Consider the following 15,591-nt stretch of genomic DNA (forward strand, 5'->3'; position numbering starts at 1 on the left):
TACAGTAAAAACCATATTGACCTTGTGACGAATTAGGCGGAGAATTTTGCGCCTCTCAACAGCCCCTCGACGATTCGTTCCCCATGGAAAAACATGATGAAGTGCTGGTCGCCCTGCGCCAGATAATTCGTGCCATCGACATGCACTCCAAGCGCTTGATCAAGGAGGCCGGCCTGACCTCGCCCCAGCTCTTGCTGCTCAAAGGGATCGACGAGCTGGGCCAGATCTCCATGCGCCAGCTGGCGGATCACACCAACATGAGTCAGGCCACCGCCACCACCATCATGGACCGCCTCGAGAGCCGCCAGCTGGTGCAGCGCATCCGCAGCGAAACCGACAAGCGCAAGGTGCATGCGACGCTGACTGACGCAGGCCGCGCCCTGCTGGCCCAGGCGCCCACCCCGCTGCAGGAGCGCTTCATCCAGCGCTTTCAGGCACTTGAGGTCTGGGAACAGACCCTGTTGCTCTCTTCCCTGCAGCGCATCTCGGCCATGATGAATGCCGACGAGATAGACGCGGCCCCGGTGCTGAGTGTCCGGCCCCTCACCGAGGAGCGGGCATAAAAAAAGCTCCCAATCGGGAGCTTTTTTTATGGGCCGGGGAGAGTGGGATCACTCTTCCAGGCTGATGCCGATATTGGAGACGCCATCCTGGGCCGCAAAGGTGCGGATCGCCAGAATGCGGTCGCTGTCGCGCTCATGGGCAACCCGCTTGAGCAGCTCGACCTGGAACTCCAGCTCGGCTTCCATGTATTCGTGCTCGTATAGCTCCTCGTCGGTGAGGTCGCGCTCTTCCAGCATCTCGATGAAACCGGCCACGGTGCCCACCGACGCGTGGCTGGCATCGTTGGCCTCTTCACCCACCCGGCAGATCACCGAGTTGTAGGCACAGCCCAGCGCCACGCAGGCATCCAGCGCCGGATAGGCACCGTAGGACTCGAATTTGCCAGGCTCGGGAATATAGACTTCAAACGCCTCCAGGATCGCCCCCAGATTGACGCGGGAACCCTTCACCGTCAGGTAATTCCACATCTGATCCAGGGCATGGCGAAATGCCTTCGCATCCCCGAAACCGGAGGCCTGGGAAAACAGCGCATAGTTGGGGTACATGCGCTCTGCCAGCGCCAGGGTGTAGACGGTCTGTTGCCAAGGCTGTAGCTCGGCCAGTCGCTTATAAAACTTGTCACCAAACACTGGAGTCGGATCCTTTGCAAAATGTGGGGCAGATTGTAGCCCACGAGGGGCCGCGCGAAAACGAAAAAGCGGCCTGGTCGGCTATGTTGGCCGGTCAACTCGGGTAAGATGAGGAAAGAGCGGCCTCTCTCCCGCGCCGCAAATCTGATAAGGAACAAGAGTATGAGTCAACGTACCCTTCTTTTGCTCAGCCAGGACAATGCTCACTACGAGCGCCTACTCAAGGCGGCCCACCTCCCCCATTTGCGCATTCTGCGGGCCGACAACCAGGGCGAGGCCGAGAAATTGATCGGTGAAGCCCACATCCTGATGGCAGAACCGGCACGGGCCAAGCCGCTGCTGGCCAAGGCCGGCAAGCTCAGCTGGCTGCAGTCCACCTACGCCGGGGTCGACGTGCTGCTGGATGCCAGCTGCCGCCGCGACTATCAGCTCACCAACGTACGCGGCATCTTCGGCCCGCTGATGAGCGAATACGTGTTCGGCCATCTGCTCAGCCTGATGCGCCAGCTGCCGCTCTATCGGGAGCAACAGAAGCAGCGACTGTGGCAAAGCCACCCCTATCACGGCCTCAAGGGACGCACCCTGCTTATCTTGGGCACCGGCAGCATAGGCCAGCACATTGCCCACACCGGCAAGCATTTTGGCATGAAGGTGCTTGGCATCAGCCGCAGCGGCCGCGAGCGGGCCGGTTTCGATCAGGTGTATCAGCTGCCGGCCCTCAACAAGGTGCTGGCACAGGCCGACGTCATCGTCAGCGTCCTGCCCGCCACCCGCGAGACGCATCACCTCTTCACCGCTCCCCGTTTCGAACACTGCAAAGCGGGCGCCATCCTGTTCAACGTGGGGCGCGGCAACGCCATCCACGAAGGTGACCTGCTCACGGCGCTGCGCACCGGCAAGCTGGGCATGGCAGTGCTGGACGTGTTCGCACAGGAGCCGCTGCCCGCCGACAGCCCGCTCTGGGGCCAGCCCAATCTCATCATCACGCCGCACAACAGCGCCTACAGCTTCCCCGAGGATGTGGCCCAGATCTTCGTGCGCAACTACATCCGCTTCATCGACGGCCAGCCGCTGGACGGCAAGATAGACTTCGACAAGGGCTATTGATGGCCATCAGCCAATAAAAAGGCCCCGCCAGAGTGGCGGGGCCTTTTTGTTTCGGCGAGAGAGGCATCAACCGGCCTCCATCTCCTTGCGATAGCTCTTCACCTTGGCGAGGAACTGGCGCTTCTCCTTGCCGGAGAGCGGTTCCGCCATCGGCAGCTTGACCTTCATGGCATCGACCGGACGGTTGTTGATCCGCACCTCGTAGTGCAGGTGGGCACCGGTGGAACGACCGGTGTTGCCGGAGAGCGCAATCTTGTCACCCATTTTCACCTTCTGGCCCGGCTTGACCAGCAGCTTGCTCAGGTGCAGGTAGCGGGTCATCAGGGTACGACCGTGCTTGATCACCACATAGGTGCCGGCCAGCGGGTGGTTGGTCGCCTTCAGCACCACGCCGTCGCCGGTTGCCATCACGGGAGTGCCGACCGGCAGGGCAAAGTCGGTGCCCTCGTGGGGGCGTACCTGGCCGGTGATCGGGTGACGGCGGTTCGGGTTGAAGCTGGAGCTGACCCGGTAGCGGCTGTGAGTCGGATAACGGCGGAAGCCGCGCTCCAGGCTGTTGCCCTGACCATCGTAGTAGTTGCCATCTTCAGACAACCAGGCAGACACACTCTGGCCCTGACTGAACACTTCCACCCCCAGCAACTGGGTATTGCCGGTGCTCTTGCCCTCGACCGTTTCCTGGCGTACCAGCACCTTGAACTTGTCGCCCTTTTTCAGATCCTTGGCGAAGTTGAGCCGCCACTGGAACAGGTTGGCAATCTTCTGGATGTGGTTTGCCGGGATCCCCGCATTGCGGGCACTGACGTAAAAACTGCCGTTGATGACCCCGTCATACCCCTTCTTCTGCCACTCCACCTCTTCGTTGAGCATGTTGGCGCTGTAGGTGTCGTCGGTGCGCTCCAGGATCAGGGTCTGCTTGATGTTCAGACGAATCTTCATCTGCTGCAGTATGTTGTCCTGATCGATCAGCAGCTCGATGGTTTGACCGGGCTTGAGACGTGCCAGATTGTTCTTGGTATCGGCATCCAGCACCTTGTAGAGGGTAGTGGTGGAGAGACCCAGGTTGTTGAAGATGGTGGTCAGGTTTTCGCCGTTTCGTACCCGATAATCCTGCCACTGGGGGGTGGCATCGGTCGGGATGTCATCTTCCGGGGTCGCGGCTTCCACCAGCTCGTGATCCGGGATGTCGTTGAAGTCCGTATTGTCTTCGTTGGTTGCGGTGCCGTTGGTGGCGATCGGCAACTCCAGACGCAATGGCCGCTCCAGGATGTCACCCGGTGCTGGCAATATGGCTACCGCTGACAGCGTCATGGCGGTCAGCAATAGCATGGCGTAAAAGTGTTTGCGGGGAACCGGGGGTTCCCAATTGGCAGCCTGCGCTACCAAGGGACGGAGACGTTTCATCCGCTATCCTGTCATTAGATCTAAGGGTGTTAGTGGTCAGTTTGTTTGTTATGAAACCGTATAAAACTGATTGTTTGACCTAAATACTCACAATTAGTTCATAGCAATCTGCATGAACCTCACATTTTATGCATAACATTCCTTTATGGGCAGAAATGATCGTCTTTTTTAACCATTTTTTTCCTATTTTTAAGAGCCGGGTCCGCTCGCATCAGACCCAAGGTTTCAGCATGTTGCGATAACTTTTCCATGGAGTGGATATGTCGTTAGCGAAACTGTTAAATCGAATCATCCTGATCTTGTTCCTGGCCGGGGCCATCCTGCTGTTCATGCTGGAGGTCACCACGGTACGCCAGTCCATCCTCGATCAGATGTCTGCCAATCTGGAAACCGCCATCACGGCCCTCGGCCTGGTGCTGCAGGGCACCCTGCTCAACGATGACAAGGTACTGGCCGAAACCATCGTCAACGCCATGTTCGACGGCGGCTTCGTCAGCGCAGTCACCCTGCTGGATCCCGATGGCCAGGTGCTGTTTCAGAAGGTCTTCCACACGGCGCAGCAAAACGTGCCGACCTGGCTTCCCTCTGTTATCGACATGCCGCCGGTAAAAATTGAGCAGGAGCTGACCGATGGCTGGCGCATGCTGGGCACCCTCACCCTGGAAGGACACACGGGTTATGCCTACCAGCACCTGTGGAATGCCATCAGCCGTACCGGCACGGCACTGCTGGCCGGTCTGCTGGTATTCACCCTAGTGATCTCCTGGGTCTGCAACCGGCTGCTGCGCCCGCTCGAGCAGATCAACCAGCAGTTGGTGAAGATCCGCAAGCGCCAATTCAGCGGCAATCTGGCCTCCCCCTGGCTGCAGGATCTCAAGGAGTTGGTTGCCTCGGTCAACCAGCTGGTGTCCGAACGCAAACGGGATCTGCTGCAACAGCGGCTCAAGATAAGCCAGCTCAGCAAACAGGTCGCCATATCAAATCAGCCGCTGCAAACCCTGACTGAGGCAGGAGAAGGCCTGCTGCAACAGCATTTCTTCTCGACCCAGGGCAGCATTCGCCTCTACAGCCGCCTCATTCCAGAGGTCACCCCCTCGCTGGACAGCTCGCCGGACGAGATCCGGCACCTGCTCGATCTCTGGTTGCACCACACGGTCGAGGGGCTGCAACTGCCGCTCAGCCTGCTCGGTCACGCTGACTGGGCGCAATTTTCCCCCTTGCTTGCCAAGGGCAGAGGCAAGACCCTCGACTGGCGCTGGGATCAGGAACATGTGCCGCCCCTTGCCCAGGAGCGGCTGGCCGCCTTGCAAGAACAGGGCGTGGAGATGGCCTTCAGCGCCATCCCGATGACCAACGAGACCTTCAATCAGCTCGACCCCATCTACCCTGTCTTCATCAGCTGCCAGCCAAGCCAGGCCCCGCTCTATTGGAATCTGGTGGCTCAGTGCCTGCACAGCGCGGGCTACACCCTGCTGGCGGAGGCTGGCGACATTCAGGATATCGATACCCTGCGCAACTGGGGCATCGATGGCTACGCCAGCAAGGAGGCATGATGAACAAGACCGGATTGTTGCTCGCTCTGCTGTGCCCACTGCCGCTGCTGGCCGACACTATGACCATCGCTACCGGCGGTGAGCAGGGGATCTATCACCAGATCGCCAAAGAGTTCTGCCGACTGGCCAACAAGAGCGATGCCGGGTTGCAGTGCAAGCTGCAGGCGACCTCGGGCTCCATCGAAAATCTGCGCCAGCTGAAAAGTGGCGAGACCCGCTATGCGCTGGTGCAGTCTGACTGGCTTTACCAGGCCAGTCACGGCCTGGGTCCGTATGCCAGTCAGCCGCAGCCAGAGCTCAGAGCCATCTTCGCCACCCACGCCGAACCTTTCACCATAGTGGTGCGGGCCGACGGCGATATCACCAGCCTGGAGCAGCTCAAGCTGGCCCCCATCGACATGGGGCTCAAGAGCTCAGGCACCCGCCAGACGGCGCTCGCCCTGTTCAACGTGCTGGGCACCAAGGAGCAGGATCTCGATCTCAAGAGCGTGGCCAATCTGGCCGAGTCGCTCTGCAGCAAGCAGATCGATGCCTATGGCCTGGTGATGGGCCACCCCAACCGCATCGTGCTGGATACAGCCAAACGCTGCGCCGTGCGTTTTCTGCCGATCGAGGGGGAAACCCGGGATCAGCTGCTCAAGGGGGTGAAGTATTACCAACGCAGCCAGGTGCCAGCGCGCATCTACCCGGGCAACCTCAAGGCGACGCCGACCTTTGCCATCGCGGCCACCCTGGTGACCACCGCCAGCACGCCGGAAGCCGATGTGTACCGCCTGACCAAGGCCATGCTGACCCAGCAAACCAAGTTCAATGAGCAGACCTACGGCTACGCCAACCTGTTCCACCAGGCACGCAATAAAACCGGCCCGGTGCTGAGCATCGACCAGCATCCGGGCGCGGCCAAATATTTCGAGGAGTTGAAAACCGCGGGCAAGCTATAGCTCGCGGCGGGGGGAGCGCAGTTGCTCGCTGGAGAACCGGGTCTTCATCGACGTCCACTGCGCCAACCTGTCGGCACTGCCTGCCAGCGTCCCTTCACGGCGGGACTTCATGATCCAGATGCTTTTGGCATCAAAGCTGTAAACGGGGATAAGGTCGGTTCGCTTGCTGCCGGGCAGGATCCGGCTGTTGATGTTGTCGAGTACCAGCGGATCCGACTTGGGGGTCGAAAAGTAGAGCGTCACCATGTGGAACTGGTTGTAACGCACCGCCTTGACGTAGGCCAGCCGCAGCTTCTTCTCGTCCACCCCCAGCTCCATCAGGGTGTAGTACTTGGAGATGCTGTAATCCTCGCAGTCGCCACCGCGGGCGCCGATAAACTCCAGCGGATTGGCCCAGTAATCCGCTTCTCCCCACAACCTGGGATCATCGCTGTAGGTCAGGTTGTTGAAGTAGTTGTTCACCAGCTCGATCTTCTGCTGATCCGTGGTACCGGCCCTGGGCGTGAGCAGACGAGAGAATGCCTCGGCCCGCTGAATGGCACGACCACCATACACTTCCTGCAATTTTGCCCGTAACTCGGGGCTGGCGATGTATTCGGAGAGGCGGGATGCCTGCACGCTGGCACAGCATAGTGCCAACGTGCAGGTGGAAACGAGCAGCCATTTCATACAAGACACTCCCTGTCAGATGCTGGAAGTCAGTATAGTTGGCTGCGCTCACCCCATCGATGAGCACGACGGCTCGGTGGGTCTGTCAGCGGCACTCGGCGAAAGCGTCGGCCAGCTGCTGCATGAACCGGGGATAGCCATCCGGGCCGAGCGGCACCTGCTCACCCACTTCGTCCAGCAGCAGCACCTTGGCTCCGGTATTGCGGGCCACCGACTCGATCACCGCCGGCGAAAATTGCGGCTCGGCATAGATGCAGCTCGCCTTTTTCTCTTCCAGCGCCTTGCGGATCTCCACCAGGGTCTTGGCACCGGGGCGTCGCTCCGGGCTCACGGTAAAATGGCCCTTGGAGCTCATGCCGTAGTGGCGCTCCCAGTAGCCATAGGCCTCGTGAAATACGAAGTAGCCCTTCTGATTCACCGCTTTCATCTGCTCGGCAATCACCTTGTCCTTGGCCTCCACCTTGGCCTTGAACGCCAGCAGGTTGGCGCGATAACGCTCGGCGTTGGCCGGATCCTGAGCGCTCAGGGTTTCGCTCAGGGCATTGGCGATGACCAGCGCCTGGGTCGGTCCCAGCCAGATGTGGGGATCGACGCCCTCGTGGTGGTGCCCCTCATGACCGTCGTGATCATGACCTTCATGCCCCTCGTCAGCATGTTCTTCGTGACCGGCCTGCTTGCTGTAATCGAACAGCGGCATCCCTTCGACCCGGGTCAGGGTCAACACATGGGGATGCTTGGCCAGCGGCTTGGCCATGAAGCCTTCCAGCTCGGGACCGACCCAGACCACCAGATCGGCCTCATTGATGCTGCGAATGTCGGAGGGGCGCAGGGAGAAATCATGGGGCGAGGCGCCGGTCGGCAGCAGCACCTTGGGCTCGCTTACGCCGTCGGTGATGGCGGCCGCGATGAAACCCAACGGCTTGATGGTGGTCAGCACCTCGAGGGCACGGACAGGCAGACTCACCGCCAGCAGGGCAGTGATCAGGGCAAGAATTCGCATAGAGGTCTCGTCAGGAAGTGTGTGTGTGATAATATAACAAACCAACGTTATTGTTATATTATAACTCTCACAGGCTGTAAACCCCGGAGCTGTCATGACCCAACTGGTGGAGCTGAAAGAGGTCTGTCTTTCATTTGATGGACGATCCGTGCTCGACAAGGTCTCCTTTACCCTGAACAAAGGCAAAATCACGACCCTGGTCGGCCCCAACGGGGCGGGCAAGAGTACCCTGAGCAAGCTGGTACTGGGCCTGCTCACGCCGGATTCGGGCCAAATCACCCGCAGCCGCGACCTGCGGGTCGGCTATGTGCCCCAGCGCCTCTATCTGGATCCCACCCTGCCGCTGACGGTGCGCCGCTTCTTGCAGCTCGGCAAGAATGGCCGCCTCTCCATCGAGGAGGCGCTGAACCGGGTCGGTGCGGAAGATCTTTTGGACAACCGGATGCAGAAACTCTCCGGCGGCGAGATGCAGCGGGTGCTGCTGGCCCGCGCCCTGCTGGTCAAACCCGAGCTGCTGGTGCTGGACGAGCCGGTGCAAGGGGTGGACATCAACGGCCAGATCGAGCTCTACGCCCTCATCAGCCAGCTGGCCGCCGAGTTCAACTGCGCCGTGCTGATGGTTTCCCACGACCTGCATCTGGTGATGGCCAGCACCCACGAGGTGATCTGCCTCAACCGCCACGTCTGCTGTCACGGCGAACCGGAGAGCGTGGCTCGCCACCCCGAATTTGCCCGTCTGTTCGGCCGACCGGAGCAGGAGGTGCTGGCGGTCTACACCCACCATCACCACTGCGACGGCGAACACCATCATCATGAACCGCAGGTCCCCGTCATTCGCCTGCCCTCCCGCAATCAATAACGTACCCGACAGGATCATCAAGTGGACAGCTTTCTGTTATACGCCCTCGCGGCCGGCCTCGGCATCGCCCTGCTGGCCGGCCCCCTCGGCAGCTTTGTGGTGTGGCGCAAGATGGCCTATTTTGGCGACACCCTCTCCCACGCCTGCCTGTTCGGCATCGCGCTCGGCATCCTGCTGCAGGTCGATCTCACCCTGGCGGTGGTGGTCTGCTGCCTCGCCATGGCGATGCTGCTGGTGATCATGAGCCGCAACCAGCAGGTGGCCACCGACACCCTACTCGGCATCCTGGCCCACAGCGCCCTGTCGCTCGGCCTGGTCACCTTGAGCTTCATGGACAACGTGCGGGTAGATCTGATGGCCTACCTGTTCGGCGACCTGCTCTCGGTACAACCGATGGACCTGCTCTGGATCTATGGCGGCGGCGCCCTGGTGCTGCTCACCCTGTGGCGGCTGTGGGATCCCCTTCTCTCCATGACCATCTCGGAAGAGCTGGCCCGGGTGGAAGGGGTAAGGGTCGATGTACTGCGCTGCGTGCTGATGCTGCTGATTGGCTTGGTGATCGCGGTGGCGATGAAGTTTGTCGGGGCGCTGATCATCACCTCCTTGCTGATCATCCCTGCGGCAACGGCCCGCCGATTCAGCCGGACGCCTGAACAAATGGCCGGCTTTGCCGCTCTCATCGGCTGCCTTGCCGTGCTCGGCGGACTGCTGCTCTCCTGGTATCAGGACACCCCGGCCGGCCCTTCGGTGGTGGTCTGCGCCACCAGCCTGTTTATCCTGAGCCAGTTCAAGAAAGCCTGAACCCAAGTGGCCTGAGCCTTGCCGTCAGGCCACTCCATCTCTCGGCCCTTCGCTGGATCTCCGCCACCAAGCAGCTCGTGCTGAGCCGATTCACACCCGCCTGAGCGGTTCATTCTCGCCGGGACGCAGGCTGGCTTGCGCCTCCTGCCAGAGCCACTGGCGCAGCCGGCTGATGGCGGGCTCATGGACACGCGAACGCTTGCAGACGAAATAGAAGTTGTCCCCGGTCTCGAGTGCATGCAGCGGCAGTCGTACCAGACCGGGATCCTCCGGCTGCAGCATATAGTCGTTGATGAGCGCCACCCCCTGATCCCAGTTGGCCGCCTCCAGTGCCAGCAGAATGTGGCTGAAATGGTGCATCCTCGCCTCGGGGGCGATCGTCAGCCCGCCCACGTCGGCCCAGCGCCGCCAATCCTCCCCCTTCTCCTTGTAGATCGCCTGGATGGAGAGCAGCGGCAGTTGCCACAGGGCCGCAGGCCACTCACCCTCCACCTGCTGCCACAGCCGCCGGCTGCACACCGGCATCAGCCGCTCCCGATAGAGCAGATCGTGCATATAGCCAGGCCCCTTAGGGGAGACAGTGATGAAGCAGTCCGCCACCCGATCGGAGAGTTCAGGATCCTCCGCCACCATCTCCAGGCTGAGATCCAGCTCGGGATAGAGCTGGCGCAGCCCCGCCAGGCGCGGGATCAGCCACTTCACCGCAAACGAGCTGTAGACAGCGAGCCGGATCCGCATTTCGCCACCACCGCGCAACTGCTCGCTGCTCTGGGCAATCTGGCCGAGCCCGGCGGAGATCCCCTCGAAATAGACCTCCCCCTGCGCCGTCAACGACAGCAGCCGGCCCTGGCGCAGCAGCAATCGCTCGCCCAGAAAATCCTCCAGCAAGCGGATCTGGTGGCTGACCGCGCTCTGGCTGACGTTGAGCTCAACCGCGGCGCGAGAAAAGCTGAGCAGGCGGGCAACCACTTCGAAGTATTGAACGGCACGCAGGGGAGGCAGCTTCATTATCCAAAATTCTCATGCATGGTGATTTTTTATCATTTTACTGGATAACGGCACGCGGGCTACCCTTCCCTCATCAAACATGGGAGGTGGTATGAATGCAGTGGGGATCGGCATCCTTTATCTGGTGCTGGGCAATATGGTGGCGGTCTTTTCCGACGCGTTGGTCAAGGTGCTGGAGCCGGACCAGCCGGTGTTCCAGTTCGTCTTCTTCCGCCAGCTCTCCGCCGCCATCCTGCTGGCACCCTGGCTGCTCTGGTCATGGCGTCGCAACCCGCCGGTGGCGCTCAAGTGGCATCTGCTGCGGGCCCATATCTGGGCGGTCGGCGTCTGCCTGATGGTGATCGCCCTCACCCGGCTGCCGCTGGCCACCGCCAACGCCCTCTTCTATGCGGCGCCGCTGATGATGGTGCCGCTGGCGGTGTGGCTGGCGGGGGAAGCGATCTCGCGCCAGAAGGTGCTGACCGCCTTCATCGGCTTTGTCGGGGTGCTGATCGTGCTGCGTCCCACCGAGGTGAACTGGGCGGCGCTGGCGGCGCTCGGGGTGGCGCTCTCCATGGCGCTCAACAATCTGCTGATCAAGCGGATCCCGCTCCAGCAGCCCATCGCCCAGACCCTGTTCTTTACCAACGTGTTGAGCATGCCCTTCATCATGGCGCTGGCCTGGTGGGAAGGGGGCGACTGGCAGTGGCAGATGTGGTGGCCCGCCTTCGGCTCTTCGGCGCTGATCATGGTCTATGCGGGATTGTGCGTGGTGGCCTATCGCAAGGCGGAGGCGAGCAAGATCGCCTCGGCGGAGTACACCGGCCTGCTGATGGCGGTCGCCATCGGGGTGTGGCTGTTCGATGAGCAGCCGGGCCTGCCGCTGCTGCTGGGGTGCCTGTGCATCATACTGCCGCTCATCGCCATGGCCCGCAGCAAGCCCAAACCACAGGTCGAACCGGCGCTCTAGCCAACGAGGGTCACCCCAGCAGTGGGGCGACCCTTTGTTGCAGATGGGAGATCACATCCTGCTCGAACCAGAGGTTCTTCTTGAGCCAGAAGGTGTTGCGCGGTGACGGGTGCGGCAGCGGCAACCAGGCCGGGCCGTAGTCCGCCCAGCTGCGTACCGTCTCGGTCAGCGACCCTTTCGCCGCATCCCGCAGGTAGTAGGCTTGCGCATACTGGCCGATCAGCAGGGTCAGCTCGATGTTGGGTAGCAGCATCAGCACCTTGTCGTGCCAGGTGGGTGCACATTCGGGGCGCGGTGGCAGATCTCCTGACTTGCCCTTGCCGGGATAACAGAGCCCCATCGGCATGATGGCGATACGGGATTCATCGTAAAAGGTGGCCTTGTCCACCCCGAGCCACTGGCGCAGGCGATCGCCGGAGGGATCGTCCCAGGGGATGCCGCTGGCATGCACCCGGGTGCCGGGCGCCTGGCCGATGATCAGCAGACGGGCGCGCTCGCTGCCACGGATCACCGGTCTGGGCCCAAGCGGCAAGTGTGCCTCGCACAGGCGGCAGGCACGGATCTGTTCAAACAAACTGTCGAGTCGGTTCATGGGCCCGATAGTAGCAGAGTTTTCCGCCGGATCCTGCTTGTGAAAGATTCAGCAGATACTTATCATGCAGCCACACTTGTTTAATTTAATAAACGGAGCGAGATGAAGAACTGGATGGGCACCGGCAGCGCGGCCCTCTCATTCGTGCTGTGGGGCATGTTGCCCCTCTATTACCAGTTCATGCCCGCGGTCAACATGTGGGAACTGCTCTCCCACCGGGTACTCTGGTCGGCGGTGCTGCTGGGCCTTCTGTTCCTCCTCATCGGCTACCGGGTACCCTGGGCGCGACTGCGCAGCGAACCGCGCCAGCTCGGTCTCATCCTGCTGGCCGGCCCCGTCATGTCCATCAGCTGGTGCATGTTCACCTGGTGCCTCACCACCGGCCAGGTGCTGGCCACCAGCCTCGCCTTCTTCATGACGCCGCTGTTCAACATCGTGTTTGCCGTGTTGTTCCTCAAAGAGAAGCTCACCCCGCAAAAACACCTGGCGGTGGCGCTGGCACTGGCCGGGCTGGCCTACATGCTCTTTTCTTACGGCCAGCTGCCCTGGTTCTCTCTCATCATGGGGGCCAACTTCGCCCTCTACGGTCTGCTCAAGAAGAAGGTCCACTATGACGCCGGCGTCAGCCTCTACCTCGAGGCGCTGGTGCAGCTGCCCGTCGCCCTGCTGATCATCGGCGCTCTGGCGGTGAGCGGCGCCAGCCAGTTCGTGGCCGGTGACTGGACCGAGCGACTGCTGCTGATGGGCAGCGCCCCCGCCACCCTGCTGCCGGTGGGGCTGTTCTGCTACGGCATGATGCGCACCCGCATGAGCACGGTGGGTCTGTTGCAGTACATAGAGCCCAGCCTCGCCTTCCTGCTCGCCATCTTCTGGTTTGGCGAGACGCCGGATCCGGTGAAATCGGTGGGGTTTGCCTTCGTCTGGGCCGGCCTGCTGGTGAGCCTGCTGCCGCTGCACAAACTCAGGCGCGGGGCCGGCAACCCTGCTCAGGGCCTGCCACGATAGGACTCCAGGATGGCGTGCCACTTGGGATCCCGGTCCATCTGCTCGGCGATGTCGTTCAGTCGGGAGTACAGTGCGCTGCGGGATTTTGGCAACAGAATGTGGCGGGTATAGCTGGACTGGGCAAAGGGCGAGACGAACAGCTTGCCCTCGAAGGCCGGGTCATGGGTGAAGAAGGTGAGCGCCGAGCCCGGCACCAGGGTCACGTCGATGCGACCGCGCACCAGCAGGCTGAAGTTGGTCTTGACCTTCTTGGCATCGACCCGCACCAGATCGCCTCTGACCGCCGCCTCGTCGATGCCCTGATAGCGATACCCCTCAATGCCGCCGAAGGTCATCCCCTTGAGTGAGTCGGGCCCGCGATAAGTGACCGGCCTGGCGACGCTGGAGATGAGCTCGTTGGTATCGCGCATGATGGGAAAGGTCCAGAGGTAGAGCTCGCGCTGGGGATCCCCCACCCAGGCGGGATTGACCCAGGCCACCAGACCGTCGAAGCCAGGATCCGACATTTCCAGCGCCAGTCTGGCCCGATTCACCAGCCAAAGTTCCAGCCTGGGTTCTCCACCAAGCTTTTCATTGAGATACTTGACCAGATCCCGGCTCAGACCGGTCTGCTCCCCGGTCATGAAGGGGGGGTGCTGATGATAGTCGTAGAGACGCAGCGTCTCGCCATGAGCCGATATCGACAGCAAACACCACAACCACCACCACGCTCGCATCGCACCTCCTTGAGCTGCTCTTGAGTGTGGCACAGAGAGATCGAATGAGAGAACCCGCTCCCGGCGCCGAACCGGTTGCCACTCCACCCGCCAGCCACTGGTTCATTTACATGGTGCGCACCGCCAGCGGCCTGCTCTATACCGGGATCAGCACGGACCCGCTCCGCCGCCTGCGCCAGCATCAGAGCGGCAAGGGGTCCCGCGCCCTGCGTGGCAAGGGGCCGCTGACACTGGCGTGGCAGCAGGCCGTCGGCGAGAAAGGGGCGGCGCTGCGCCTCGAATACCGGCTCAAGCAACAGAGCAAGGCCTTCAAGGAGCAGCTGCTCACCCAGCCGGAGCGCTGGCTCGCCTGCAGTCAGTCCTGGCTCGCCACCGCCCAGACACAAAAAAGGCCGCGGTACGCAGCGGCCAAGGAAGGATCCGATAACAGGGAGTGTCAACGGCAGGTTGATTAACCAGCTTGTGCCGGCGGCTGAACAGCAGACACAAAAAAGGCCGCGGTATGCAGCGGCCAAGGAAGGATCCGGTAACAGGGAGTGTCAACGGTAGGTATTAGCCTGCTTGCGCCGGCTGCTGATGAACCAGCACACCACCAGCAGCACCAGCAACCAGGGCGCCAGCTTGATGATGAGGGCAAACATGCCGGCCAGGGCGCCAAACAGCACGAAGACGCCGCTCACCAGCAGCATGGCCAGCACGGTGAACCCGGCCAGCGCCATGCCGACCAGAACCAGCATCAAGACGATAAATTCCAGCATGTGTTGCTCCTCACTGGGTTAATGCGGCTGAGTGACCCGGGGTCAATCCAGCCAGCGCTTCAATTCACGACGGGGCGGCATGATCAATACCGCCAGCAGATAGGCGGCCAGCGCCAGGGGCGGTATCAGGATCAGCGCCATCAGGGCCGCAACCCGCACCGTCACCCTGGAGAGCCCCAGCCCGTTGGCGATGCCGGCGCAGACCCCGGTCAACTTGCGATGGGCAAGGTCCTTCGGCCAGGGCGTCATGGTTATGCCTCCACCTTCTGATCCTTCAGCCGGGCCAGTTCACGCTCAATCTCGTCGTTCAGCTCCAGCTCGCGGAACTGGGCCTCCAGCGAGGGGTTCTGCCCCAGGGTTGCCGCCTCCAGCTGGGCTTCCAGCTGATCGACCCGGCCCTGAAAGCCGTCAAAACGGGCCATCAGCTCGTGCATGCGCTGATTGTCTACCTGGGCACGGGCCCGCAGCCGGCTGTGGGCGGTCTGCTCGCGCAGAGTCAGCAGCTTCTGCTTCTCGCGCGCCTCGGTCAGCTTGGCGGCCAGCCGCTCGCTGTCGGCGGTGAGCTGGGCCAGCACCTCGGCGACCCGCGCCTTGTCCTGCTCCAGCTGTTCGCATTTTTTGACCTCGGCCAGCTTCTCGGTCAGCGCGGCCCGGGCCAGGTCCTCGCGCCCCTTCTGGATGGCGAGTTCGGCCTTGGCCGACCACTCCAGGATCTGGTGTTGCAACGCCTGTTGATGGCGCTCCAGCTGCTTCTGTTCGGCAATGACGCGGGCGGCCTGGGTTCTCATCTCGACCTGGACCTGCTCCATCTCTTCGATCATCAGCCGCAGCATCTTCTCCGGCTCTTCGCTCTTGTCGAGCAGGCTGTGTAGGTTGGCATTGATCACGTCGGTCAGGCGGCTAAATACGCTCATGGTCTGGTTCCTTGTTCATGGGGATGGCTATCTCTTCCCATAACATTACAAGAGCCGTGCCAAGATGATTTTTCCTTTATTTACATATAGATGAGGTTTTATCAGGTATTTTCAATATCGTC

The 15,591-nt window shown here is 61.5% G+C and carries 19 protein-coding genes; 9 read left to right on the forward strand and 10 right to left on the reverse strand.

Going from position 1 to position 15,591, the window contains the following annotated elements; translation table 11 throughout:
• Positions 1–83 precede the first annotated feature (83 nt).
• Complete coding sequence (locus AHA_RS18805; protein WP_011707436.1) at positions 84–563, forward strand: MarR family winged helix-turn-helix transcriptional regulator; 480 nt, start codon at positions 84–86, stop codon at positions 561–563.
• Positions 564–611: 48 nt separating this feature from the next.
• Here the strand turns inward: AHA_RS18805 and AHA_RS18810 are convergent, their stop codons facing one another.
• On the reverse strand, positions 612–1,193 hold the full coding sequence (locus AHA_RS18810; RefSeq protein ID WP_011707437.1) for a YjaG family protein: 582 nt from the start codon (positions 1,191–1,193) through the stop codon (positions 612–614).
• A gap of 162 nt (positions 1,194–1,355) precedes the next feature.
• On the opposite strand from AHA_RS18810, the gene AHA_RS18815 reads away from it, so the two are divergent.
• Positions 1,356–2,300 (forward strand): D-2-hydroxyacid dehydrogenase, encoded by a 945-nt coding sequence (locus AHA_RS18815; protein ID WP_011707438.1) that lies wholly within the window; start codon positions 1,356–1,358, stop codon positions 2,298–2,300.
• A 66-nt stretch (positions 2,301–2,366) separates the two neighbouring features.
• Here AHA_RS18815 and mepM read toward each other — a convergent pair whose 3' ends face one another.
• Positions 2,367–3,704: a murein DD-endopeptidase MepM gene (gene mepM, locus AHA_RS18820; protein WP_011707439.1), complete on the reverse strand. Its 1,338-nt coding sequence runs from the start codon at positions 3,702–3,704 to the stop codon at positions 2,367–2,369.
• A 260-nt stretch (positions 3,705–3,964) separates the two neighbouring features.
• On the opposite strand from mepM, the gene AHA_RS18825 reads away from it, so the two are divergent.
• A complete protein-coding gene (locus tag AHA_RS18825) occupies positions 3,965–5,257 on the forward strand; it encodes a LapD/MoxY N-terminal periplasmic domain-containing protein (RefSeq protein WP_011707440.1) in 1,293 nt (430 codons plus the stop codon).
• Positions 5,257–6,198, forward strand: a complete 942-nt coding sequence (locus AHA_RS18830; RefSeq protein WP_011707441.1) for a TAXI family TRAP transporter solute-binding subunit — start codon at positions 5,257–5,259, stop codon at positions 6,196–6,198. Before AHA_RS18825 ends, AHA_RS18830 begins: the two co-directional genes overlap by 1 nt.
• Here AHA_RS18830 and AHA_RS18835 read toward each other — a convergent pair.
• Together AHA_RS18835 and znuA are read right to left on the reverse strand one after the other, a co-directional pair.
• On the reverse strand, positions 6,193–6,867 hold the full coding sequence (locus AHA_RS18835) for a transglutaminase-like cysteine peptidase (RefSeq protein ID WP_011707442.1): 675 nt from the start codon (positions 6,865–6,867) through the stop codon (positions 6,193–6,195). The genes AHA_RS18830 and AHA_RS18835 overlap by 6 nt on opposite strands.
• 85 nt (positions 6,868–6,952) lie before the next feature.
• Positions 6,953–7,867: a zinc ABC transporter substrate-binding protein ZnuA gene (gene znuA, locus AHA_RS18840; RefSeq protein ID WP_011707443.1), complete on the reverse strand. Its 915-nt coding sequence runs from the start codon at positions 7,865–7,867 to the stop codon at positions 6,953–6,955.
• Positions 7,868–7,961: 94 nt separating this feature from the next.
• On the opposite strand from znuA, the gene znuC reads away from it, so the two are divergent.
• Positions 7,962–8,726 carry a zinc ABC transporter ATP-binding protein ZnuC gene (gene znuC / locus AHA_RS18845; RefSeq protein WP_011707444.1) on the forward strand — a complete coding sequence of 255 codons (765 nt, stop codon included), beginning with the start codon at positions 7,962–7,964 and terminating at the stop codon, positions 8,724–8,726.
• Between the two features lie 21 nt (positions 8,727–8,747).
• Complete coding sequence (gene znuB / locus AHA_RS18850; protein ID WP_011707445.1) at positions 8,748–9,527, forward strand: zinc ABC transporter permease subunit ZnuB; 780 nt, start codon at positions 8,748–8,750, stop codon at positions 9,525–9,527.
• 90 nt (positions 9,528–9,617) lie between these two features.
• On the opposite strand, the gene AHA_RS18855 is transcribed toward znuB, so the two are convergent.
• Positions 9,618–10,535, reverse strand: a complete 918-nt coding sequence (locus tag AHA_RS18855) for a LysR substrate-binding domain-containing protein (RefSeq protein ID WP_011707446.1) — start codon at positions 10,533–10,535, stop codon at positions 9,618–9,620.
• 91 nt (positions 10,536–10,626) lie between these two features.
• Here AHA_RS18855 and AHA_RS18860 point away from each other — a divergent pair, with 91 nt between their 5' ends.
• Positions 10,627–11,484 carry a DMT family transporter gene (locus tag AHA_RS18860; RefSeq protein ID WP_011707447.1) on the forward strand — a complete coding sequence of 286 codons (858 nt, stop codon included), beginning with the start codon at positions 10,627–10,629 and terminating at the stop codon, positions 11,482–11,484.
• A gap of 10 nt (positions 11,485–11,494) precedes the next feature.
• Here the strand turns inward: AHA_RS18860 and AHA_RS18865 are convergent, their stop codons facing one another.
• A complete protein-coding gene (locus AHA_RS18865; RefSeq protein ID WP_011707448.1) occupies positions 11,495–12,076 on the reverse strand; it encodes a uracil-DNA glycosylase family protein in 582 nt (193 codons plus the stop codon).
• Positions 12,077–12,178: 102 nt separating this feature from the next.
• Between AHA_RS18865 and rarD the strand changes: the two genes are divergently transcribed.
• Positions 12,179–13,081, forward strand: a complete 903-nt coding sequence (gene rarD, locus AHA_RS18870; RefSeq protein WP_011707449.1) for an EamA family transporter RarD — start codon at positions 12,179–12,181, stop codon at positions 13,079–13,081.
• Here rarD and AHA_RS18875 read toward each other — a convergent pair.
• On the reverse strand, positions 13,063–13,797 hold the full coding sequence (locus AHA_RS18875; RefSeq protein ID WP_011707450.1) for a substrate-binding periplasmic protein: 735 nt from the start codon (positions 13,795–13,797) through the stop codon (positions 13,063–13,065). The genes rarD and AHA_RS18875 overlap by 19 nt on opposite strands.
• Before the next feature lie 44 nt (positions 13,798–13,841).
• Between AHA_RS18875 and AHA_RS18880 the strand changes: the two genes are divergently transcribed.
• The gene (locus AHA_RS18880; RefSeq protein ID WP_011707451.1) at positions 13,842–14,252 is read left to right on the forward strand and encodes a GIY-YIG nuclease family protein; all 411 of its coding nucleotides are present in this window, start codon (positions 13,842–13,844) and stop codon (positions 14,250–14,252) included.
• Between the two features lie 84 nt (positions 14,253–14,336).
• On the opposite strand, the gene pspG is transcribed toward AHA_RS18880, so the two are convergent.
• Genes pspG through pspA form a run of 3 tightly spaced genes read right to left on the reverse strand, consistent with a single transcriptional unit; the run spans position 14,337 to position 15,469 of the window.
• Positions 14,337–14,555 carry an envelope stress response protein PspG gene (pspG, locus tag AHA_RS18885; RefSeq protein WP_010636066.1) on the reverse strand — a complete coding sequence of 73 codons (219 nt, stop codon included), beginning with the start codon at positions 14,553–14,555 and terminating at the stop codon, positions 14,337–14,339.
• A gap of 42 nt (positions 14,556–14,597) precedes the next feature.
• Positions 14,598–14,804, reverse strand: a complete 207-nt coding sequence (locus AHA_RS18890) for a PspC domain-containing protein (RefSeq protein ID WP_011707452.1) — start codon at positions 14,802–14,804, stop codon at positions 14,598–14,600.
• 2 nt (positions 14,805–14,806) lie between these two features.
• Positions 14,807–15,469 (reverse strand): phage shock protein PspA, encoded by a 663-nt coding sequence (gene pspA, locus AHA_RS18895; protein WP_011707453.1) that lies wholly within the window; start codon positions 15,467–15,469, stop codon positions 14,807–14,809.
• Between the last annotated feature and the right edge of the window lie 122 nt (positions 15,470–15,591).

The sequence above is a fragment of the Aeromonas hydrophila subsp. hydrophila ATCC 7966 genome, from assembly GCF_000014805.1.
Taxonomy (GTDB): Bacteria; Pseudomonadota; Gammaproteobacteria; order Enterobacterales; family Aeromonadaceae; genus Aeromonas; species Aeromonas hydrophila.